The sequence below is a fragment of the Pseudomonas frederiksbergensis genome (assembly GCF_001874645.1).
GTDB classification, from domain to species: domain Bacteria; phylum Pseudomonadota; class Gammaproteobacteria; order Pseudomonadales; family Pseudomonadaceae; genus Aquipseudomonas; species Aquipseudomonas frederiksbergensis_B.
Map to the genome: position 1 here is coordinate 3,224,685 of NZ_CP017886.1, position 21,505 is coordinate 3,246,189.

Annotated in this window: 18 protein-coding genes and 1 pseudogene; 16 read left to right on the top strand and 3 right to left on the bottom strand. The window is 59.0% G+C overall.

The window, feature by feature from the left end; translation table 11 throughout:
- Positions 1-42 precede the first annotated feature (42 nt).
- Complete coding sequence (locus BLL42_RS15485) at positions 43-1,410, bottom strand: CYTH domain-containing protein (protein WP_071552880.1); 1,368 nt, start codon at positions 1,408-1,410, stop codon at positions 43-45.
- A 158-nt stretch (positions 1,411-1,568) separates the two neighbouring features.
- Here BLL42_RS15485 and argE point away from each other — a divergent pair, with 158 nt between their 5' ends.
- The 10 genes from argE to BLL42_RS15535 all read left to right on the top strand — a co-directional run bounded on the left by argE (position 1,569) and on the right by BLL42_RS15535 (position 11,938).
- A complete protein-coding gene (argE, locus tag BLL42_RS15490; protein WP_071552881.1) occupies positions 1,569-2,717 on the top strand; it encodes an acetylornithine deacetylase in 1,149 nt (382 codons plus the stop codon).
- A 139-nt stretch (positions 2,718-2,856) separates the two neighbouring features.
- Positions 2,857-4,155 (top strand): amino-acid N-acetyltransferase, encoded by a 1,299-nt coding sequence (argA, locus tag BLL42_RS15495; RefSeq protein ID WP_071552882.1) that lies wholly within the window; start codon positions 2,857-2,859, stop codon positions 4,153-4,155.
- A 555-nt stretch (positions 4,156-4,710) separates the two neighbouring features.
- Positions 4,711-6,099, top strand: coding sequence for an OprD family porin (locus tag BLL42_RS15500; protein WP_071552883.1), 1,389 nt, complete (start codon positions 4,711-4,713; stop codon positions 6,097-6,099).
- 290 nt (positions 6,100-6,389) lie between these two features.
- Positions 6,390-7,028, top strand: coding sequence for a peroxiredoxin (locus BLL42_RS15505; RefSeq protein WP_071552884.1), 639 nt, complete (start codon positions 6,390-6,392; stop codon positions 7,026-7,028).
- Positions 7,029-7,274: 246 nt separating this feature from the next.
- The gene (gene ssuE / locus BLL42_RS15510; RefSeq protein WP_071552885.1) at positions 7,275-7,868 is read left to right on the top strand and encodes an NADPH-dependent FMN reductase; all 594 of its coding nucleotides are present in this window, start codon (positions 7,275-7,277) and stop codon (positions 7,866-7,868) included.
- Between the two features lie 78 nt (positions 7,869-7,946).
- Complete coding sequence (locus BLL42_RS15515; RefSeq protein WP_071552886.1) at positions 7,947-8,915, top strand: sulfonate ABC transporter substrate-binding protein; 969 nt, start codon at positions 7,947-7,949, stop codon at positions 8,913-8,915.
- 25 nt (positions 8,916-8,940) lie between these two features.
- Entirely contained in the window at positions 8,941-10,089 is a 1,149-nt protein-coding gene (gene ssuD / locus BLL42_RS15520; RefSeq protein WP_025112025.1) for an FMNH2-dependent alkanesulfonate monooxygenase, read from the top strand.
- Positions 10,090-10,097: 8 nt separating this feature from the next.
- A complete protein-coding gene (ssuC, locus tag BLL42_RS15525) occupies positions 10,098-10,886 on the top strand; it encodes an aliphatic sulfonate ABC transporter permease SsuC (protein ID WP_071552887.1) in 789 nt (262 codons plus the stop codon).
- Positions 10,883-11,689: an aliphatic sulfonates ABC transporter ATP-binding protein gene (gene ssuB / locus BLL42_RS15530; RefSeq protein ID WP_071552888.1), complete on the top strand. Its 807-nt coding sequence runs from the start codon at positions 10,883-10,885 to the stop codon at positions 11,687-11,689. The genes ssuC and ssuB overlap by 4 nt, the downstream gene beginning before the upstream one ends.
- Positions 11,690-11,722: 33 nt before the next feature.
- The gene (locus BLL42_RS15535; protein ID WP_003213899.1) at positions 11,723-11,938 is read left to right on the top strand and encodes a TOBE domain-containing protein; all 216 of its coding nucleotides are present in this window, start codon (positions 11,723-11,725) and stop codon (positions 11,936-11,938) included.
- Positions 11,939-11,994: 56 nt separating this feature from the next.
- Here BLL42_RS15535 and BLL42_RS15540 read toward each other — a convergent pair whose 3' ends face one another.
- A complete protein-coding gene (locus BLL42_RS15540; RefSeq protein WP_071552889.1) occupies positions 11,995-12,663 on the bottom strand; it encodes a TetR/AcrR family transcriptional regulator in 669 nt (222 codons plus the stop codon).
- Between the two features lie 223 nt (positions 12,664-12,886).
- Positions 12,887-14,263: a glutamine synthetase family protein gene (locus BLL42_RS15545; protein WP_071552890.1), complete on the bottom strand. Its 1,377-nt coding sequence runs from the start codon at positions 14,261-14,263 to the stop codon at positions 12,887-12,889.
- A 278-nt stretch (positions 14,264-14,541) separates the two neighbouring features.
- Between BLL42_RS15545 and BLL42_RS15550 the strand changes: the two are divergent.
- From BLL42_RS15550 to BLL42_RS15575, 6 genes and pseudogenes are all read left to right on the top strand, one after another.
- Positions 14,542-14,856, top strand: a pseudogene (locus BLL42_RS15550) (gamma-glutamyl-gamma-aminobutyrate hydrolase family protein); the annotation flags it as partial.
- Between the two features lie 74 nt (positions 14,857-14,930).
- Positions 14,931-16,289 carry a glutamine synthetase family protein gene (locus tag BLL42_RS15555; protein ID WP_071552892.1) on the top strand — a complete coding sequence of 453 codons (1,359 nt, stop codon included), beginning with the start codon at positions 14,931-14,933 and terminating at the stop codon, positions 16,287-16,289.
- Positions 16,290-16,342: 53 nt separating this feature from the next.
- Positions 16,343-17,707 (top strand): aspartate aminotransferase family protein, encoded by a 1,365-nt coding sequence (locus BLL42_RS15560; protein ID WP_071552893.1) that lies wholly within the window; start codon positions 16,343-16,345, stop codon positions 17,705-17,707.
- A 199-nt stretch (positions 17,708-17,906) separates the two neighbouring features.
- Positions 17,907-19,001 (top strand): polyamine ABC transporter substrate-binding protein, encoded by a 1,095-nt coding sequence (locus BLL42_RS15565; protein WP_071555771.1) that lies wholly within the window; start codon positions 17,907-17,909, stop codon positions 18,999-19,001.
- A gap of 187 nt (positions 19,002-19,188) precedes the next feature.
- On the top strand, positions 19,189-20,283 hold the full coding sequence (locus tag BLL42_RS15570) for a polyamine ABC transporter substrate-binding protein (RefSeq protein WP_071552894.1): 1,095 nt from the start codon (positions 19,189-19,191) through the stop codon (positions 20,281-20,283).
- A gap of 71 nt (positions 20,284-20,354) precedes the next feature.
- On the top strand, positions 20,355-21,497 hold the full coding sequence (locus BLL42_RS15575; protein ID WP_071552895.1) for an ABC transporter ATP-binding protein: 1,143 nt from the start codon (positions 20,355-20,357) through the stop codon (positions 21,495-21,497).
- The last annotated feature ends 8 nt before the right edge of the window (positions 21,498-21,505 follow it).

Consider the following 21,505-nt stretch of genomic DNA (forward strand, 5'->3'; position numbering starts at 1 on the left):
GCCTGTGTAGGCGCTGCCGAAGGCTGCGATCTTTTTTCGGTGTTACATACGCAGCAACATCTTCCACGCGCGGTTCTGATACACCGCAATCGCCTGCTGCTTGCGTGCATCCAGCACTTCGTCGGTGATCGGCTCGTTGGCCAGTTGCGCCAGTTTGTTCAGTTCACCGTACAGGCGATCCATTTCCGGGATGTCCAGTACGTTGCGGGCATGGTGCAGCCAGGCCTGGATGCGTTCGATACGCGGCAGTTGCTCGGCCAGGTCTTCCGGTTGTTGCTGATAACGCTGCAATTGCAGGGACGTAGCCTCCTCGCCCAGCAGGCGCGGCAACCAGTTGCCCAGTTGTGCAGCCCCCTGGCGATTGCCGCGAACGTTGCGATCGGCAGTCCAGGTACGGGCCAGCAACCAGCGCGAGGTGTTCAGCGAGAACAGGCCCCAGCGCGGATCTTCGAGCTCTTCGAGGAACTGCTCCGGCGCGGCTTTGCGCACGTCTTCGTCGTCCAGACCGGCTTGTACCAGCGGGCGCCAGTCTTCGAGCAAGGCATCCAGTGCGAGCCGCAGATCGTGAGTCGACTGACGTGGTGCGGCTTGACCCAGGCTGCTGAGCAGTGCGCGCAATTCAGCCAGGTTTTCGACCCAGTCTTGCAGCAGGCGCCAATGACCGTTGAAGCGATATTGCTCGGCCAGACGCTGGCTGCTGCCCAGCAAGTGCCAGCTCAACGCAGCGAAAGCGTCGTCCAGCGGCAGTTCGAAGGTCAACTCCGGCGCCGGCAGGCTCAATGAATAGCTGTTGGCGTCGAACAGACGGTAGCCGCGCTCGGCCTTGCTGATGTCGCACGGCATGAGTGCCAGGGTCGCGGCCAGTTCAGCGGCCAGTTCCAGCAATGCCGCCGGCTCGCCTTCGCGCAGTTCCAGTTCCAGCTCGCAGATCTCTTCTTTCTGCTTGCCGACAATCACGTGGCCCAGGTCCAGCGCGGCTTCAATGACCACTTTGGTCTTGCCACGGCCCCAGGCGATTTCTGCACGTTCACGCACGAAATCGGTGGTGAAGATCGGCTTGAGGGTCTTTTTGTCCAGATCGGCCAGCGCTTCGGGCCAGCATTCGCCGTCGAGTTTCTTTACGTCGAGCTTGGCTTTGGGCAGGTTCCAGTCGTATTCGTTACGCTCGGACAGGCCGGCGATACTGTGGCCGCGGGTCTTGAGCGTTTGAATCACTTCTTCGCCATCGCGGCGCAGGCGCAGGGCGACCTTGGCGCGGGCCAGGTCACGCTCTGGCGTGTCGAAGTACTGGTTCATCAACTCACGGCGTTCCCAGCCACTTTTGTTGCGTTTTTTCAGTAACGGGTGCTCGCGCAGGGCAGCGAGGGTTTCGCGGCTGACGCGGAGTTTGATTTCGGTTTCTTTCTGCATGGCCGGAAAATCCAGGATCGGGAGCGCAGCCGGGGGAATGTGTGGCTGCCAAGGCCGTGCAGTGTACAGCACTCACTAAACCTACGCGCCGCGACGGTTTATTCCTGCCGCAGGATGGCTCTATGATGAGGGTTAATCTTGGGAGTTGGGAGTCAGCGATGCCTTTACCGTCCATGAAAGACCAGTTCGCTGCGCTGATCGCCGCACCGTCCGTCAGCTGTACCCAACCCAATCTGGATCAATCCAATCGCGCGGTCATTGATCTGCTGGCGACCTGGCTCGGCGATCTGGGGTTCTCCTGTGATATCCAGCAGGTCAGCCCTGGCAAATTCAACCTGCTCGCCAGTTTTGGCAGCGGACCCGGCGGGTTGGTACTGGCCGGGCACAGCGACACGGTGCCGTTCGACGGCGCGCTGTGGCAGACCGATCCGCTGAAATTGACCGAAGTCGACGGCCGCTGGGTCGGCCTCGGCAGTTGCGACATGAAGGGTTTTTTCGCGCTGGCTATCGAAGCCGTGCTGCCGCTGTTGGATAAACCGTTCAAGCAACCGCTGATGATCCTCGCCACCTGTGACGAAGAAAGCTCGATGTCCGGTGCCCGTGCGTTGGCGGCGGCTGGCCGGCCATTGGGCCGGGCGGCGGTGATTGGCGAGCCGACGGGCCTCAAGCCCATCCGTCTGCACAAAGGCGTGATGATGGAGCGCATCGATATTCTCGGTCAGAGCGGCCATTCGTCCGATCCGAGCCTGGGCCACAGCGCTCTGGAAGCCATGCACGATGCGATGGGCGAGTTACGTGGCTTGCGCCTGCAATGGCAGCGCGAGTTTCGCAATCCGCAGTTCAGCGTGCCGCAACCGACACTGAATTTCGGCTGCATCCACGGTGGCGACAACCCGAACCGGATCTGCGGCCAGTGCTCGCTGGAATTCGACTTGCGACCCTTGCCGGGGATGGACCCGAACGCGCTGCGCGCGGCGATCCGGCAGAAACTCGAACCGGTTGCCGAGCTCCATCACGTGAAGATCGACTACGCTCCCTTGTTCCCGGAAGTGCCGCCGTTCGAGCAGGCGGCGGACTCGGAACTGGTGCGGGTCGCCGAAAGACTCACCGGCCACCTCGCCGAAGCAGTAGCGTTCGGCACTGAAGCGCCTTATCTTCAGCGTCTTGGCTGCGAGACGTTGGTGCTTGGCCCAGGCGATATCGCCTGCGCCCACCAACCGGGGGAATACCTTGAAATGTCACGTTTGCAGCCTACCGTGCATCTATTACGTCAACTGATCGAACACTACTGCCTGACCCCGGCTTAATTAAATCCCGGGGCACCCAACCCCTATTCATGAGGAGAACGCGCGTGTCGCCAAGCCTGTTCCGACGATAACCATCAGCCCGCTGTGCGTTTTGCTTCGTCCTTTTTATCGGCTGCTATTTGTTACAGGCGCAGGTGTTATGCCCGAATACGTTAACTGGCTTCGTCACGCTTCCCCTTACATCAACGCTCACCGCGATTGCACCTTCGTCGTCATGCTGCCCGGTGACGGCGTCGAGCACCCGAACTTCGGCAATATCGTCCATGACCTGGTGCTGCTGCACAGCCTGGGTGTGCGGCTGGTATTGGTGCACGGTTCGCGCCCGCAAATTGAAACCCGTCTCGCCGCACGTGGCCTGACTCCGCATTACCACCACGGAATGCGCATCACCGATGCGGCGACCCTGGAGTGCGTGATCGATGCGGTGGGTCAACTGCGCATTGCCATCGAAGCGCGCTTGTCGATGGACATGGCGTCTTCGCCGATGCAGGGCTCGCGTCTGCGGGTGGCCGGCGGCAACCTGGTGACCGCACGGCCGATCGGTGTGCTCGAAGGTATCGACTATCACCACACCGGCGAAGTGCGTCGGGTCGACCGCAAGGGCATCAACCGTTTGCTGGACGAGCGCTCTATCGTATTGCTGTCACCGCTGGGCTACTCGCCGACCGGGGAGATCTTCAACCTGGCGTGCGAAGACGTCGCCACCCGCGCGGCCATCGATCTGGGGGCCGACAAGCTGTTGCTGTTCGGCGCGGATCTTGGGCTGATCGACGAGAACGGCCGTCTGGTCCGCGAGCTGCGTCCGCAACAGGTGCCCGCGCACTTGCAGCGTCTGGGTGCGAACTATCAGGCCGAGTTGCTGGATGCGGCGGCGCAAGCGTGCCGAGGCGGCGTGGGCCGTAGCCATATTGTCAGTTATGCCGAAGACGGCGCGCTGCTGACCGAGCTCTTCACCCGTGACGGTGGCGGTACGCTGGTCGCTCAGGAGCAATTCGAAGTGGTGCGCGAAGCGGCTATCGAAGACGTCGGTGGTTTGCTGGATCTGATCAGCCCGCTGGAAGAGCAGGGGATTCTGGTGCGTCGTTCGCGCGAAGTGCTGGAGCGCGAAATCGAGCAGTTCAGCGTGGTTGAGCGTGAAGGCATGATCATCGCCTGTGCCGCGCTGTATCAGATTGCCGATTCGGATGCCGGGGAACTGGCCTGTCTGGCGGTGAACCCGGAGTACCGTCATGGCGGCCGTGGTGACGAGTTGCTGGAGCGGATCGAAACGCGGGCGCGTGCTCAAGGGCTCAACACCCTGTTCGTCCTCACCACCCGCACGGCGCACTGGTTTCGTGAGCGCGGCTTTGTGCCCAGCAGTGTCGAGCGCCTGCCGTCGGCCCGGGCCTCGCTGTACAACTATCAGCGTAATTCGAAGATCTTCGAAAAGACTCTGTAATGTGATGAGCTTAGACTTCGCCTTCGGCTCAGGCAGATCGTAGGCTACGCTGGTGTTTGCAGGGGACCGCGTCGATCAGTTCTGCCGTTTTTGCCGTCCGTTACGGTACTCACCGGACGGGCGGTAAAAAAATTATAACGGTATACAAACTGTAACAATTTGACGGGAAGATGCACGTTTGGCCATGATGGCGTCGCTTATTTGATCGTGATTGACGTATGAAGAATACGTGAGCACGAATGGGACTAAAGAAGCGTCTGTAAATACTATTTAGGAATTAGCTCATGGGCCGATACCTCTGCATCCGGTTCGGTCGAGGCGTGTTGAGCTATATTCCAGAATCGTATGAAAAACGAATAAATAATTCTTTTTGGGTTTATGAGAAATTCACTAACCTGAACGGACCAAACACTGCGATTAGACGAAGGTCGTAGGCGCGACTACTGACGATTGACTTATCAGTCACGGTCTTGCGCTAATCGCGCATCTGCGGGAACCGGGGCGCTAGACCCTGGACCAAGATGCACAAAAAATTAGAAACGAGAGGAGCGAAACATGAATAAGTCCACCTTGGCCCTGGCTGTGGCCGTAGGGGTTTTGGCGCAGCAGGCAAGCGCCGCCGGTTTCATCGAAGACAGTAAAGCGACCCTGAGTACGCGTACTTTCTACATCAACACCGATAACCGCGATGCGGACACCAAAGCCGCAAAAGCCCCTAGCAAGATTGAAGAGACTGGTCAGGGCTTCCAGCTCAACTTCGCCTCGGGCTTCACCCAAGGTACTGTCGGCTTCGGTATTGATGCCATTGGCCAGTACGGCGTGAAACTGGATTCCAGCCCTGAAAAGCACGGTAACCCTACCGGTACCGCTTCCGGTGGCACCGTGTTCCCAAGCCAGGGTAACGAAGCCGTCAACGATTTCGCCAGCCTGGGCCTGACCGGCAAGGTCAAGGTTTCGCAGACCGTGCTGAAAATCGGCACCCTGCAGCCTAATAACCCGGTCATCAAGTACAACGATGGTCGTATGCTGGCGCAAACCTTCACCGGCGGCGAGCTGGTCTCGAACGAGATCAAGGACCTGACCCTGACTGCTGGCCAGATCAATGAGGCCAAAGGCCGTAACTCCAGCAACGACGAAGGTCTGTCGATTGCCGGTGCCAACGCAGGCTCCAACTACGACGCAGGCAAGTTCAGCAACAAGTTCTACTACGGTGGTGCTGACTACAAAATCACCAAGGACCTGACCGCTTCGTACTACTACGGTGAGCTGAAGGACTTCTACTCGCAGAACTTCCTGGGCCTGGTGCACAACTGGTCTATCGGTCCTGGCGTGCTGAAAAGTGACCTGCGCTACTACCGTAGCCGCGACAACGGTTCCAACGGCAGCGACAAGAGCTACTTCACCACCGGCTACTACCCGGACAACGCTCCTCTATCTGCCACTACCAAGGGCAAGGTCGACAACAACCTGTACAGCTACCTGGCTCTGTACTCGGTTGAAGGTCACACCTTCGGTGCTGGTTACCAGTACAGCAACGGCGAAAGCGATTTCCCTTGGCTGAACCAGGGTGACGGTTCGTCCAACAGCACCATCACCGACATGCAGATCCAGAAGTTCGCCCGTGCCGGCGAACGTACCTGGCAAGCACGCTATGCCTACGACTTTGCTAAAGTCGGTGTTCCAGGCCTGACCGCTGGCATCATCTACCTGCGTGGCAGCAACATCGACACCGCTGGCAAAGTCGGCAGCGCTCAGACACTGACTGGCGGCTACGGCAGCAGCGAGTGGGAACGTGACCTGACTCTGGCTTACGTGGTTCCACAAGGCCCGCTGAAGAACCTGGGCGTGGCGTGGAAAAACGCTATGTGGCGCAACGACATCCCAGGTCAGCGCGACCAGGATGAAAACCGTGTGATCGTCAGCTACTCGATCCCGCTGTTGTAATACCCAGGCGTTTGTAAGCCTGTCTAAAAAGCCCCGCCCGGCGTAAGCCTGGCGGGGCTTTTGTGTTTCAAGTCGGGCCCACCCCCGCAGGCCCGCCTTCACTTCCCTCTTTGCAGCAACTCAAGGCCTTCTCGAACCTTGGTTCCAAGACTGGTCTTCGTTGACGTATGCGTCCAGTGAACAGATGTTTAATATTCATTTATGATCTAAATAAATCGATATTTATTCTTTTTAATAAGCCGCAACACTAGGCACAGTAGGCTCATCACGCACTCACCAGGAGCAGCACCATGAGCCTCAGACTGGGCGACATTGCCCCCGATTTCGAACAGGATTCCAGCGCCGGCACCCTCCGTTTTCACGAATGGCTGGGCGATAGCTGGGGCGTGCTGTTTTCCCATCCGGCGGACTTCACGCCGGTGTGCACCACGGAGCTGGGGTTTACCGCCAGGCTCAAGGATGAATTCGCCCAGCGTGGCGTCAAGGCCATTGCACTCTCGGTCGACCCGGTGGACTCCCATCACAAGTGGATCGAAGACATCAACGAAACCCAGAATACCCTCGTCAACTTCCCGATCCTCGCCGACGCCGACCGCAAGGTCTCTGACCTCTATGATCTGATCCACCCGAATGCCAACGACACCCTGACCGTGCGTTCGCTGTTCGTGATCGATCCGACCAAGAAGGTGCGCCTGACCATCACATACCCGGCCAGCACCGGACGCAACTTCCACGAGATCTTGCGGGTAATCGACTCGCTGCAACTCACCGACAACTACAAGGTGGCCACCCCGGCTAACTGGCAGGACGGTGATGAAGTGGTGATCGTGCCGTCGCTCAAGGATGAAGACGAAATCAAGAAGCGCTTTCCTAAAGGCTACCGCGCGGTGAAACCGTACCTGCGCCTGACACCACAGCCCAATCGTTAAAGATCAAAGGATCGCAGCCTGCGGCAGCTCCTACGCCGATCTTTTCAGGTATCCACAAAGCAGGGGATTTCAGGCCGTTTCGACGGCCTTTTTTTTCGCGTGGGAAGCGCCTTTTTTGTATATTCATTTAAAGAATAAACAAATGAATAAATATGATTTATAGATATATAAATCAGCTGGTAAGGTCTGTCCATCGTCGCGAGATCGCACACTGCGAATCGCCAGAAATGCTTAAGGAATAGCCGCATGCTGGTTGTCTCACTCGGAGGAAGTCCCAGCCAACGCTCCCGCTCCGGGGTGCTGCTGGATCGCTCCCAACGCTGGTTACAGCAACAAGGCGTAGAAGTGGTGAGTTACCAGGTACGGGACTTCCCGGCCGAAGACTTGCTGCACGCGCGCTTCGACAGCCCGAAGGTGATTGATCTGCTGCAACAGATTGAAAACGCCGATGGCTTGTTGATTGCCACGCCGGTCTACAAGGCGTCGTTTTCCGGTGCACTGAAAACCGTGTTGGACCTGCTGCCCGAACGTGCCCTGAGTCACAAGGTGGTATTGCCCATGGCCACTGGCGGCAGCATCGCCCACATGCTGGCCGTGGATTACGCACTCAAGCCGGTGCTGTCAGCGTTGAAAGCTCAGGAAATGCTCCATGGGATTTTCGCTGAAGACAGCCAGATCGCTTACGGCGAAGGCAGTGCCCAGGCGCAGTTGGCGCCGCAGCTGGAACAACGTTTGTTTGAGGCACTGGAGCAGTTCTTCAGCGCCATGGCCCGCCGGCCCAAACCGCTGGACCCGAATCTGTTGAATGATCGTTTGCTGAGTGCTCGCTGGAGCATTTAATCAAGTAGTTCCCACCTTACTGGTCCGCTAACGGGCGAGCAGGTGCAGCCAAAACCCAACTGCAAAAAGGAGAGCGCTATGCGCACTGTCATTTTGCGTCGTGGTCTGGTCGCTCTGTTTGCTGCGGCTGTGTCCTTCGGCGTTATTACTCAAGCTCAAGCGGCCGAGACCTTGCGAATCGGCTATCAAAAGTACGGCACCCTGGTGCTGCTCAAAGCCCGCGGCTCGCTGGAAAAACGCCTCGCCGCCCAAGGCATCGACGTGCAATGGACCGAGTTTTCCGGTGGCCCGCAGCTGCTCGAAGGGCTGAACGTCGGCTCGATCGATTTCGGCGTGACTGGCGAAACTCCACCGGTATTCGCTCAGGCGGCCGGTGCCGATCTGCTCTACGTCGCTTACGAGCCACCTGCGCCAACCAGCGAAGCGATCCTGGTGCCGAAAGACTCGGCGATCAAATCGGTGCAGGACCTCAAGGGCAAGAAAGTCGTCCTCAACAAAGGCTCCAACGTGCACTACCTGCTGGTGCGTGCACTGGAAGACGCCGGCCTCAAGTACACCGACATTCAAACCGTATTCCTGCCGCCGGCCGATGCCCGCGCCGCGTTCGAGCGTGGCAGCGTTGATGCCTGGGTGATCTGGGACCCGTACCAGGCCGCCGCCGAACAGCAACTGCACGCACGCACCCTGCGTGATGGCAGCGGCATCGTCGACAACCATCAGTTCTATCTGGCGACCAAGCCTTACGCCGAAAAACATCCGGCTGTGATCAAGGCCCTGGTGGAAGAAGTCCGCACCATCGGCGAATGGTCCAAAGCCAATCCTGAAGAGGTCACCCAACAAGTCTCGCCGCTGCTCGGCTTGCCGGCAGACATCACCCTGACCGCGGTGAAACGCCAGGGCTACGGCGCGAATTTCCTCACGCCGCAAGTGATCGCGGCTCAACAGAAAATCGCCGACAGCTTCTACCAGCTCAAATTGATTCCGAAACCCTTGAGCATCAAAGACGTGATCTGGACGCCACCGGCAGCCGTTGCCACTGCGCCGTAATTCGATTTCCTTAGGAGACCACTCCATGAGCCTCAACATTTTCTGGTTCCTGCCTACCCATGGCGACGGCCATTACCTTGGCACCGCCGAAGGCGCTCGCGCCGTGGATCACGGTTATTTGCAGCAAGTCGCGCAAGCGGCGGATCGCCTGGGGTTCGGCGGGGTGCTGATTCCCACCGGGCGCTCCTGCGAAGACTCGTGGCTGGTGGCGGCGTCACTGATCCCGGTGACCCAGCGCTTGAAGTTTCTGGTCGCGTTGCGCCCCGGGATCATTTCCCCGACCGTGGCCGCGCGTCAGGCGGCGACCCTGGATCGGTTGTCCGGTGGGCGTGCGCTGTTCAACCTGGTAACCGGTGGCGATCCTGAAGAACTGGCCGGCGATGGATTGTTCCTCAGTCACGAAGAGCGCTATCAGGCCTCGGTGGAGTTCACCCGGATCTGGCGGCGGGTGCTCGAAGGCGAGACGGTCGATTACGACGGTCAGCACATCAGCGTGAAGGGTGCGAAATTGCTTTATCCGCCGATTCAGCAACCGCGTCCGCCGCTGTACTTCGGTGGCTCCTCGGAAGCCGCTCAGGATCTGGCCGCCGAACAGGTCGAAATGGTCCTGACCTGGGGCGAGCCACCGGCCGCCGTCGCCGAGAAAATCGAACAAGTGCGAGCCAAGGCCGCGAAGCTTGGGCGCACTGTGCGCTTTGGCATTCGTCTGCATGTGATTGTGCGAGAAACCAACGCTGAAGCCTGGCAAGCGGCGGATCGATTGATCTCCCATCTGGACGACGACACCATTGCCCGCGCTCAGGCCTCGTTGGCGCGCTTCGACTCGGTCGGCCAGCAGCGCATGGCCGCGCTGCACGGCGGTAGCCGCGACAACCTCGAAGTCAGCCCGAACCTCTGGGCCGGCGTCGGTCTGGTGCGTGGCGGTGCCGGTACGGCGCTGGTTGGCGACGGTCCGACCGTGGCAGCGCGGGTCAAAGAATACGCCGACCTGGGCATCGACACGTTTATCTTCTCGGGCTACCCGCACCTGGAAGAGTCGTATCGGGTCGCGGAGCTGCTGTTCCCGCACCTCGACGTCGAGCGTCCCGAGTTGCCTAAAAGCGCCGGTTACGTCAGCCCGTTCGGCGAAATGGTCGCCAACGATATTCTTCCCAAAGCCGCGTCCCAGAGCTGAGGCGCGCCATGAAGAGCGAAAAGGTTATCCACAGCCTTGCGCCGTGGGCATTGCCGGTGCTGCTACTGACGGTGTGGCAGTTGTCGGTGTCGGCGGGCTGGTTGTCGACGCGGATTCTGCCGGCACCGAGCGCGGTGATCGAGGCGGGCGTGAGCCTGGTGCGCAGTGGCGAAATCTGGAAACACCTGGCCATCAGCGGCTGGCGCGCCGGCATCGGTTTTGTGATTGGCGGCGGTATCGGTCTGGCGCTGGGCTTCATCACCGGTCTGTCGAAATGGGGCGAACGCCTGCTCGACAGTTCGGTGCAGATGATCCGCAATGTGCCGCATCTGGCGCTGATTCCGCTGGTGATCCTGTGGTTCGGTATCGATGAGTCGGCGAAGATTTTTCTGGTGGCGCTGGGCACATTGTTCCCGATCTACCTCAACACCTACCACGGCATTCGCAACGTCGACCCAGCCTTGGTGGAAATGGCGCGCAGTTACGGGTTGTCCGGTTTCAGCCTGTTCCGTCAGGTGATTCTGCCGGGCGCGCTGCCTTCGATTCTGGTGGGCGTGCGCTTCGCTCTGGGCTTCATGTGGCTGACTCTGATCGTCGCTGAAACCATCTCCGCAAGCTCCGGCATCGGCTATCTGGCGATGAATGCCCGGGAGTTCTTGCAGACCGACGTGGTGGTGCTGGCGATTGTTTTGTACGCGGTGCTCGGCAAATTGGCCGACCTCGCAGCCCGTGGTCTGGAGCGGGTCTGGTTGCGCTGGCATCCGGCCTATCAAGTGGCCAAGGGCGGTGCAGCATGACAGCGCAACAACCTCCACGCCTGCTGCGCGGGATCCCGCTGGTGGTGCGCAAACTGCAAAAAACCTTTGGCGCGCGGCAGGTGCTGCGCGAGATCGACCTGCACATTCCGGCCGGTCAGTTCGTGGCCGTGGTCGGTCGCAGCGGCTGCGGCAAAAGTACCTTGCTGCGCTTGCTGGCGGGCCTTGATCAACCCACGGGCGGTGAACTGTTGGCGGGTTCCGCGCCGCTTCACGAGGCGCGTGAAGACACCCGGCTGATGTTTCAGGAAGCGCGTCTGCTGCCATGGAAAAAGGTCATCGACAACGTCGGCCTCGGGCTCAAGGGCCATTGGCGCCAGCAGGCTTTGGATGCACTGGACGCCGTGGGCCTGGCGGATCGCGCCGATGAGTGGCCGGCGGCGTTGTCCGGCGGGCAGAAGCAGCGGGTGGCATTGGCGCGGGCGCTGATCCACCAGCCGCGCTTGCTGTTACTCGACGAGCCGCTGGGCGCGCTGGATGCACTGACTCGAATTGAAATGCAGCAACTGATCGAACGCCTATGGCAACAGCACGGTTTTACCGTGTTGCTGGTGACCCACGACGTCAGCGAAGCGGTGGCGATTGCCGACCGGGTGCTGCTGATCGAAGAGGGCGAAATCGGCCTCGACCTGCACGTCGAACTGCCGCGACCTCGGGTCCGTGGTTCGCATCGTCTGGCGGCGCTGGAAACCGAAGTGCTCAACCGCGTGCTGTCACTGCCGGGCTCGCCGCCGGAACCGGAACCTGTTTCACCCTTGCCCACGCAATTGCGCTGGGCTCACTGACTCAACGCTCTCCCAACGACAGGAATCAACATCATGACAATCAAAGCCATCAACGTTCGCAACCAGTTCAAAGGCACCATCAAGGAAATCGTCGAAGGTGACGTGCTCTCGGAAATCGATGTTCAGACAGCGTCCGGCATCGTCACCTCGGTCATCACCACGCGCTCGGTCAAAGAGCTGGAACTGGTGATCGGCAGCGAAGTGATCGCCTTCGTGAAATCCACCGAGGTGTCGATCGCCAAGTTGTAAGTCGTGTGCAGCGTACAACCCAGAAGGGTGTGAAAGATCGCAGCCTTCGGCAGCTCCTACAGGAGTACGCGATCCTCTGTAGGAGCTGCCGGAGGCTGCGATCTTTTGGGCAAGTATGGCGGCAGATACAGTCCCAGATAAGCGTCGAATACCCGCATGCCTTCCTCGGCCATGCGCGGGGTGATCTGCCCGTGCTGTTGCACTGAGCGGGCATAGACGCGATCGCCCAGTTCCATGGCCAAGGCAAACACATCGACGTCTTTGGGCAGCGCCGGCAATTCGAAATGTTGATCGAAGAGTTTGTGCATCAGGTCGCCGAGTTCGATGTCGTGCTGGCGGTCGGCCTGGGTGACTTCGGTCAGGCCGTGCTGAGCGAGGATCAGTTGCCGAGCGGCGGCGTCTTCGCTGTAGATGGCGAGCATGCGTTGCTCGACCAGTCGTGACAGATCACGCCAGCCATTCAGCGAGTCGACTTCGATCGGCTCTTGCAGGCACGCGCGGAAGGCGCTGTGGACGTCGGCGGTCAGGGCTTCGAGCAACGCCGGGACGCTGGCGAAGAAGTGGTAGACCGATGACGGCGGGATCTCGGCGCGTTCGGCCACGCTATAGATCGACAGACTGGCCACGCCCTCGGCGGCCAGCAGCGTGCGGGCGGCATCGAGTATCGAGTCGATCCGGGCCTGGCTGCGTGCGCGGGGTTTGCGAAGGGGGGCGGGGCGCGTCATTGAAGTCTCCTGCAGGGCAGCGGGCATTGTACGCAGAGCGTGAAGATGATCCATCCCCCGAACTGATTGTTGGACTGATCGTTCCCACGCTCTGCGTGGTAACGCCTCTAGGGACGCGGAACGTCACGGGCTGCATTCCTTTGCGGCGCGTGGGAACGATCGATAATCCATAAAAAAACGCCGCGGGCTGAGGGCCCACGGCGTTGTTTTTTACTACAGCCGCTTACACGGTGTGCAGGTACCAGTTGTACTCAAGGTCGGAGATGGAGTGTTCGAACTCTTCCAGCTCGCTCTCTTTACAGGCGACAAAAATGTCGATGTATTTCGGATCGATGTACTTGGCCATGACTTCGCTGTCGTCCAGCTCGCGCAGTGCATCACGCAGGTTGTTCGGCAGGCTCTGCTCGTTCTGCTCATAGCTGTTGCCTTCGACCGGCGCGCCAGGTTCGATCTTGTTGACCAGACCGTGGTGCACGCCCGCCAGTACCGAAGCCATCAGCAGATACGGGTTGGCGTCGGCGCCGGCTACACGATGCTCGATGCGCACGGCATCGGAGGAACCGGTGGGTACGCGGATCGCTACGGTACGGTTGTCCAGGCCCCAGCACGGCGAGTTCGGCACATAGAACTGTGCGCCGAAACGACGGTACGAGTTGACGTTCGGGCAGAGGAAGGCCATCTGCGCCGGTAGGGTCTCGAGCACACCGCCGATCGCGTGACGCAGTGCGGCGTTCTGCTCGGGATCCTCACTGGCAAAAATGTTTTTGCCGTCTTTATCAAGGATCGAGATGTGGACGTGCAGACCGTTACCCGCCTGGCCTGGGTAAGGCTTGGCCATGAAGGTGGTGTCCATCTCATGGTCGTAGGCAATGTTTTTGATCAGACGCTTGAGCAGTACCGCGTAATCGCAGGCCTTGATCGGGTCGGCAACGTGGTGCAGGTTCACTTCGAACTGCGCCGGAGCACTTTCCTTGACGATCGCATCGGCAGGAATGCCTTGCTCTTTCGCACCTTCCAGAATGTCCTGGAGGCAGTCGACGTATTCGTCGAGGTCGTCGATCAGGTACACCTGTGTCGAGTGCGGGCGTTTGCCGGAAATCGGCGAGCGTGGAGGTTGTGGCCGGCCATTCACGTTCTCCTGGTCGATCAGGTAGAACTCAAGCTCGAATGCGGCGCAGATGGTCAGACCCAGTTCATCGAACTTGGTCACGACTTGACGCAGGACTTCGCGGGGGTCGGCGAAGAAGGGTTCACCTTCAAGTTCATGCATGGTCATCAACAGTTGCGCGGTTGGGCGCTTCTGCCAGGGTTCATTGCACAGGGTATCGGGGATTGGATAGCAGATTCGGTCAGCATCACCGATGTCCAGACCCAGACCGGTGCTTTCCACCGTCGAGCCATTGATATCCAGAGCAAATAAAGAGGCTGGCAGGTTGATGCCTTTCTCGTAAACCTTGTGGAGGCTGGTGCGTTCGATGCGCTTGCCGCGCACCACACCATTCATATCCGCAATCAGAAGGTCAACGTACAGAACCTCAGGATGTTCCTTAAGGAACGCGTTCGCTTCGTTAAGCTGAACGGCACGCGGGGGTACCGACATGATGCAACACCTTTGTTGTTAAAAATATCAATCATTGATCTTTTCAGATTCCAGTCAACCCGAACGGCTTGCCGAAGTCAAGCGAGGCCTTTTTTGCCCTAAAAAAGCGCTCAAAGGGCATTTTTGAGGCGCTTTGGGGCGTTTTTTTGCCTTCGGGGTCCTTGGCGGCCGCAGGCTTGAGCGGGGCGTGTTGTATTTTTTACGGGGGTGTTGTGTAAAAAAATGAACAACGCTAAGCTCAAATCAAACCCATAACAGCAATAATACCGGGGTGCTTCATGTCTCGCCTGCCGTTAATCGGCATCACCGACTGCTCAAGGCAGATCGGTTTGCATGCTTATCACATCACCGGCGATAAGTGCGTCCACGCAGTGGCCACCGCTGCCAAGGGCCTGCCGTTGATACTTCCGTCCCTGGCGGAACGGCTCGGTCCGACCGATATTATTGACGGTCTGGATGGCATTCTGTTTACCGGCTCTCCTTCCACTGTAGAACCTTTTCACTATAGCGGTCCTGCCTGCGCGCCGGGAACTGCTCATGATCCTGCACGTGACGCCACCACGCTTTCGTTGATTCGCGCCGGCAAGCGTGCTGCACAACGCGACGCGGATGCGTCAAACAACGCCTGACTTTTAAAGGCGTCAGGACACTCAGCCCAGAGGCATTTATGAGTAACAACCTCGACCAGCTCACCGATTGGTTGAAAGACCACAAGATCACAGAAGTCGAATGCATGATTGGCGACCTGACCGGGATCACCCGCGGCAAGATCTCGCCAACCAACAAGTTCATTGCCGAAAAAGGCATGCGCCTGCCCGAGAGTGTGCTGTTGCAGACAGTGACGGGCGACTACGTCGAAGACGACATCTATTACGAACTGCTCGACCCGGCCGACATCGACATGATCTGCCGCCCGGACTCGAACGCTGTGTTCCTGGTGCCGTGGGCCATCGAGCCCACCGCGCAGGTGATTCACGACACCTACGACAAGCAGGGCAACCCGATCGAGCTGTCGCCGCGCAACGTGCTCAAGAAGGTTCTGAAACTCTATTCCGACAAGGGCTGGCAGCCGATCGTGGCGCCGGAGATGGAGTTCTACCTGACCAAGCGTTGCGAAGACCCGGACTTCCCGTTGCAGCCGCCGATTGGCCGCTCCGGTCGCCCGGAAACCGGCCGTCAGTCGTTCTCTATTGAAGCGGCCAACGAATTCGACCCGCTGTTTGAAGACGTCTACGACTGGTGCGAACTGCAAGAGCTGGATCTGGACACGCTGATCCACGAAGACGGCACGGCGCAGATGGAAATCAACTTCCGTCACGGCGACGCGCTGTCCCTGGCCGACCAGATTCTGGTGTTCAAACGCACCATGCGCGAAGCGGCGCTCAAGCACAATGTGGCCGCAACCTTCATGGCCAAGCCGATGACCGGCGAGCCGGGCAGTGCGATGCACTTGCACCAGAGCATCATCGACATCGAAACAGGCAAGAACGTCTTCTCTAATGAAGACGGGACCATGAGCGAGCTGTTTCTGCACCACATCGGTGGCTTGCAGAAGTTCATCCCCGAGCTGTTGCCGCTGTTCGCACCCAACGTCAACTCGTTCCGCCGCTTCCTGCCGGATACCTCGGCGCCGGTGAACGTGGAGTGGGGCGAAGAGAACCGCACTGTCGGCCTGCGAGTACCCGACGCAGGCCCGCAAAACCGTCGGGTGGAAAACCGCCTGCCGGGCGCCGATGCCAACCCCTACCTGGCGATTGCCGCGAGCCTGCTCTGCGGTTACATCGGCATGGTGGAAGGCATCACCCCAAGCGCACCCGTGGTTGGACGGGGTTACGAGCGACGCAACCTGCGTCTGCCGCTGACCATCGAAGACGCACTGGAACGCATGGAACACAGCGCGACCATCGAGAAGTATCTGGGCAAAAAATTCATCACTGGCTACGTCGCGGTCAAGCGGGCCGAGCATGAAAACTTCAAGCGCGTGATCAGTTCGTGGGAGCGGGAGTTCCTGTTGTTCGCCGTCTGATGCGCCGGGTGCGGCCCTGAAAAACCGCACTCTCACCCAACCAGGAGAGCTTTATGACCAGCAAGAACCCGCAAACCCGTGAATGGCAAACATTGAGCAGCGAACACCACCTGGCGCCTTTCAGCGACTTCAAACAGCTGAAAGAGAAGGGCCCGCGGATCATCACCAATGCCAAGGGCGTTTACCTCTGGGACAGCGAAGGCAACAAGATCCTCGACGGCATGGCCGGTCTGTGGTGCGTGGCCATCGGTTACGGTCGCGATGAACTGGCCGATGCCGCCAGCAAACAGATGCGCGAACTGCCTTATTACAACCTGTTCTTCCAGACCGCCCACCCGCCGGTACTGGAGCTGGCCAAGGCCATCTCCGATATCGCGCCTGAAGGCATGAACCATGTGTTCTTCACCGGTTCCGGCTCCGAAGGCAACGACACCATGCTGCGTATGGTTCGTCACTACTGGGCGATCAAGGGCCAGCCGAAGAAGAAAGTCATCATCAGCCGCAAAAACGGCTACCACGGCTCGACCGTGGCTGGCGCCAGCCTGGGCGGCATGACCTACATGCACGAACAGGGCGACTTGCCGATTCCAGGCATCGTTCACATCCCGCAACCGTACTGGTTCGGTGAAGGTGGCGACATGAGCCCTGAAGAGTTTGGTATCTGGGCCGCCAACCAGTTGGAAGAAAAGATTCTCGAACTCGGCGTCGACACGGTCGGTGCCTTTATTGCCGAGCCGATCCAGGGCGCCGGCGGCGTGATCATTCCGCCAGACAGCTACTGGCCGCGGATCAAGGAAATCCTCGCCAAGTACGACATCCTGTTCGTCGCGGACGAGGTGATCTGTGGTTTCGGCCGAACCGGCGAGTGGTTCGGCAGTGATTTCTACGGCCTCAAGCCCGACATGATGACTATCGCCAAAGGCCTGACGTCCGGCTACATCCCGATGGGTGGCCTGATCGTGCGTGACGAAGTGGTCGACGTGCTGAACGAAGGTGGCGATTTCAACCACGGTTTCACGTATTCCGGACACCCGGTTGCCGCTGCGGTGGCACTGGAAAACATCCGCATTCTGCGCGACGAAAAAATTGTCGAGCGCGTTCGTGCAGAAACGGCACCTTATTTGCAAAAGCGTCTACGGGAACTGAACGATCACCCGCTGGTGGGTGAAGTTCGTGGGGTAGGTCTATTGGGAGCCATCGAGCTGGTTCAGGATAAGGCGACCCGGGCGCGGTACGTCGGCAAGGGTGTTGGCATGATCTGCCGGCAGTTTTGCTTCGACAATGGGCTGATCATGCGCGCCGTCGGCGACACCATGATCATTGCTCCGCCACTGGTGATCACCGAGGCCGAGATCGACGAACTGGTCACCAAGGCGCGCAAGTGCCTGGACCTGACCCTGAGTGCGCTGCAAAGCTAAGTGCTAGGCTCTGAGCGAGGTCCGTGGCTGGCACTTCGCTCAGGGCGCACCAAGGATGGGTCTTTCCTTGAAAGCCTGCCTTGTAACTTGCCAGACTGTCCGCTGTTTGAGTTGCCAAGGAATCGGCCGCAGGATCTTGGTTAACAAAAAAATGTGGTTAAAAAGAATAATTGGAGCATTACGCATGAAGGCATTAGGTTTGAAGAACACTGGCAAGACCCTGCTCGCCTTGTCCCTGATGGGCGTGATGGCTGGGGCAGCCCAGGCCGACGATAAAGTCCTGCACGTTTACAACTGGTCCGACTACATTGCACCGGACACCATCGCGAACTTTGAAAAAGAGTCCGGGATCAAGGTCGTCTACGACGTGTTCGACAGTAACGAAACCCTTGAGGCCAAGTTGCTGGCTGGCAAGTCCGGTTATGACGTGGTTGTGCCGTCCAACAACTTCCTGGCCAAGCAGATCAAGGCGGGCGTTTACCAGGAGCTGGACAAGTCCAAGCTGTCCAACTACGGCAACCTGAACAAGTCGCTGCTCAAAGCGGTTTCTGTCAGCGACCCGGACAACAAGCATGCCTTCCCTTACATGTGGGGCTCGATCGGTATCGGTTACAACGCCGAGAAGGTCAAGGCCGCGCTGGGCATCGACAAGATCGACTCCTGGGATGTCGTGCTCAAGCCAGAGAACATCGCCAAGCTCAAGAGCTGCGGCGTGAGCTTCCTCGATTCGCCGACCGAAATGCTGCCGGTCGCCCTGCATTACCTGGGTCTGCCATCCGATAGCCAGAAAAAGGAAGATCTGAAGAAAGCTGAAGAGCTGTTCCTGAAGATTCGTCCTTCGGTCACGTACTTCCATTCGTCCAAGTACATCTCGGACCTGGCCAACGGCAACATCTGCGTAGCTGTCGGCTACTCGGGTGACGTCCAGCAGGCCAAAACCCGTGCCGCCGAAGCCGGTGACAAGGTGAAAGTCAGCTACGCGATTCCAAAAGAAGGCGCCGGCAGCTTCTACGACATGGTCGCTATCCCTAAAGATGCGGAAAACGTCGAGGGTGCCTACAAGTTCATGAACTACCTGTTGCAGCCGAAAGTGATGGCTGAAATCACCGACGCCGTGCGCTTCCCTAACGGGAATGCCGAAGCCACTCAGTACGTGAACAAGGACATCACCTCGGATCCGGGTATCTATCCGCCAGCCGATGTGCAGGCCAAGCTCTACGCAATCGCCGACTTGCCGGCCGCCACTCAGCGTGAGCTGACCCGCAGCTGGACCAAGATCAAATCCGGTAAATAAGCCGGTTTGAGGCAATAACCTGTAGCCGTCGCCGCTCTGGCGGCGGTTGCAGGAATAATTAAATGACAGAAAGTTTTGCTGGAAAGGTTTATCGAGGGTAAGTTGCGCGCCGGTTTTGTTGCCAGGCAGCCATGGCTGTCACGTAACGCTGGGCAACTTGGGCCCAACTATTTTAGAGGACCTTCACTTGCCTGTTTCTTTGTTTCGCAACGCCATGTTGGTCGGCGCCGGCCTGACGCTTGCCGTCAGTGTTCAAGCCGCGTCCACCGTGCATATTTATAACTGGTCGGATTACATCGGGCAGACCACCCTCGCAGATTTCGAAAAAGCCACTGGCGTCAAGCCGGTGTATGACGTGTTCGACTCCAATGAAACCCTGGAAGGCAAGTTGCTGGCCGGGCGCACCGGCTATGACGTGGTCGTGCCGTCCAACCACTTCCTGGGCAAGCAGATCAAGGCCGGGGCGTTCCAGAAGCTCGACAAGTCGCAACTGCCGAACTATTCCAACCTCGATCCGGTGCTGCTCAAGCGCCTTGAAATGAACGACCCTGGCAACCAATATGCCGTGCCTTACCTGTGGGGCACTAACGGCATCGGTTACAACGTCGACAAGGTCAAGGCTGTGCTCGGCGTCGACAAGATCGATTCCTGGGCCGTGCTGTTCGAGCCCGAAAACATCAAGAAGCTCAACAGCTGTGGCGTGGCCTTCCTCGACTCGGCCGACGAAATGCTGCCGACCGTCCTCAACTACATGGGCCTGAACGCCAACAGCACCAACCCGGACGACTACAAAAAAGCTGAAGCCAAGTTGCTGGCGGTACGGCCTTACGTGACCTACTTCCACTCATCCAAGTACATCTCGGATCTGGCCAACGGCAATATCTGCGTCGCGGTCGGGTTCTCCGGGGACATCTTCCAGGCCAAGGCCCGTGCTGTCGAAGCCGGCAAAGGCGTGAAGGTTGCCTACGCGATTCCCAAAGAGGGCGGCGCGTTGTGGTTCGACATGTTGGCGATCCCCAAGGACTCCACCAACGTCAAGGAAGCCCACGCCTTCATCAATTACGTGCTCAAACCTGAAGTGATTGCTCAGGTCAGTGACGTCGTCGGCTACGCCAACCCGAACCCGGGCTCGGACAAGCTGATGGAGCAGTCGATTCGCACCGACGAATCGGTGTATCCACCGCAAGCGGTCCTGGACAAGACTTACGTGTCGGTCGAGTTGCCGCCGAAGATTCAACGTTTGATGACCCGCAGCTGGACCAAGGTCAAGTCGGGTAAATAGTGACAAAGGCTCAGACTATCCAAGGTTCGCCTGTATTGGGTGAACTGCAAATTTTGTTGGGAGTTTCGTAAATGGCAGTTGCCTCCGGCGCCTATAAGAAAGCCCTCGAGGGCGACCAGACACCTAAACAGGTGCTGGTCAAAATCGACCGGGTCACGAAGAAGTTCGACGAGACGATTGCCGTGGACGATGTGTCCCTGGAAATCAAGAAAGGCGAGATCTTCGCCTTGCTCGGCGGTTCGGGATCGGGCAAATCGACCTTGCTGCGCATGCTCGCAGGTTTCGAACGGCCCACGGAGGGGCGCATTTTCCTCGACGGCGTGGACATCACCGAGATGCCGCCGTACGAGCGGCCGATCAACATGATGTTCCAGTCCTACGCCTTGTTCCCGCACATGACCGTGGCGCAAAACATTGCCTTTGGCCTGAAGCAGGACAAGATCCCGTCGGCTGAAGTCGACGCCCGTGTGACCGAAATGCTCAAGCTGGTACAGATGAGCCAGTACGCCAAGCGCAAGCCGCACCAGCTCTCTGGCGGTCAGCGTCAGCGTGTTGCGCTGGCCCGTTCGCTGGCCAAGCGACCGAAGCTGCTGCTGCTCGACGAACCGATGGGCGCGCTGGATAAAAAACTGCGTTCGCAGATGCAACTCGAACTGGTCGAGATCATCGAGCGTGTCGGTGTGACGTGCGTCATGGTGACTCACGACCAGGAAGAGGCCATGACCATGGCCGAGCGTATCGCGATCATGCACCTGGGCTGGATCGCCCAGATCGGCAGCCCGATCGACATCTACGAAACCCCGACCAGTCGCCTGGTGTGCGAGTTCATCGGCAACGTCAACATCTTCGACGGTGAAGTGGTGGACGACGCCGAGGGCCATGCGCTGATCACTTGCAAGGACCTGGACCGTAACATCTACGTTGGCCACGGCATCAGCACCTCGGTGCAAGACAAGTCGGTGACCTACGCGATTCGTCCGGAAAAACTGCTGGTGACGGCAGACATGCCGACCTGTGAACACAACTGGTCGAGCGGCAAGGTGCACGACATCGCCTACTTGGGCGGGCATTCGGTGTTCTACGTGGAGTTGCCGAGCGGCAAGATCGTGCAGTCGTTTGTGGCCAACGCCGAGCGTCGTGGCCAGCGCCCGACATGGGGTGATCAGGTCTACGTCTGGTGGGAAAACGACAGCGGCGTGGTCCTGCGCTCATGAACCTGCAA

Excerpts from the sequence above, each read along its gene's own strand:
- BLL42_RS15485 (WP_071552880.1), bottom strand. The coding sequence starts at position 1,410 with ATGCAGAAAGAAACCGAAATCAAACTCCGCGTCAGCCGCGAAACCCTC.
- argE (WP_071552881.1), top strand. The coding sequence starts at position 1,569 with ATGCCTTTACCGTCCATGAAAGACCAGTTCGCTGCGCTGATCGCCGCA.
- argA (WP_071552882.1), top strand. The coding sequence starts at position 2,857 with ATGCCCGAATACGTTAACTGGCTTCGTCACGCTTCCCCTTACATCAAC.
- BLL42_RS15500 (WP_071552883.1), top strand. The coding sequence starts at position 4,711 with ATGAATAAGTCCACCTTGGCCCTGGCTGTGGCCGTAGGGGTTTTGGCG.
- BLL42_RS15505 (WP_071552884.1), top strand. The coding sequence starts at position 6,390 with ATGAGCCTCAGACTGGGCGACATTGCCCCCGATTTCGAACAGGATTCC.
- ssuE (WP_071552885.1), top strand. The coding sequence starts at position 7,275 with ATGCTGGTTGTCTCACTCGGAGGAAGTCCCAGCCAACGCTCCCGCTCC.
- BLL42_RS15515 (WP_071552886.1), top strand. The coding sequence starts at position 7,947 with ATGCGCACTGTCATTTTGCGTCGTGGTCTGGTCGCTCTGTTTGCTGCG.
- ssuD (WP_025112025.1), top strand. The coding sequence starts at position 8,941 with ATGAGCCTCAACATTTTCTGGTTCCTGCCTACCCATGGCGACGGCCAT.
- ssuC (WP_071552887.1), top strand. The coding sequence starts at position 10,098 with ATGAAGAGCGAAAAGGTTATCCACAGCCTTGCGCCGTGGGCATTGCCG.
- ssuB (WP_071552888.1), top strand. The coding sequence starts at position 10,883 with ATGACAGCGCAACAACCTCCACGCCTGCTGCGCGGGATCCCGCTGGTG.
- BLL42_RS15535 (WP_003213899.1), top strand. The coding sequence starts at position 11,723 with ATGACAATCAAAGCCATCAACGTTCGCAACCAGTTCAAAGGCACCATC.
- BLL42_RS15540 (WP_071552889.1), bottom strand. The coding sequence starts at position 12,663 with ATGACGCGCCCCGCCCCCCTTCGCAAACCCCGCGCACGCAGCCAGGCC.
- BLL42_RS15545 (WP_071552890.1), bottom strand. The coding sequence starts at position 14,263 with ATGTCGGTACCCCCGCGTGCCGTTCAGCTTAACGAAGCGAACGCGTTC.
- BLL42_RS15555 (WP_071552892.1), top strand. The coding sequence starts at position 14,931 with ATGAGTAACAACCTCGACCAGCTCACCGATTGGTTGAAAGACCACAAG.
- BLL42_RS15560 (WP_071552893.1), top strand. The coding sequence starts at position 16,343 with ATGACCAGCAAGAACCCGCAAACCCGTGAATGGCAAACATTGAGCAGC.
- BLL42_RS15575 (WP_071552895.1), top strand. The coding sequence starts at position 20,355 with ATGGCAGTTGCCTCCGGCGCCTATAAGAAAGCCCTCGAGGGCGACCAG.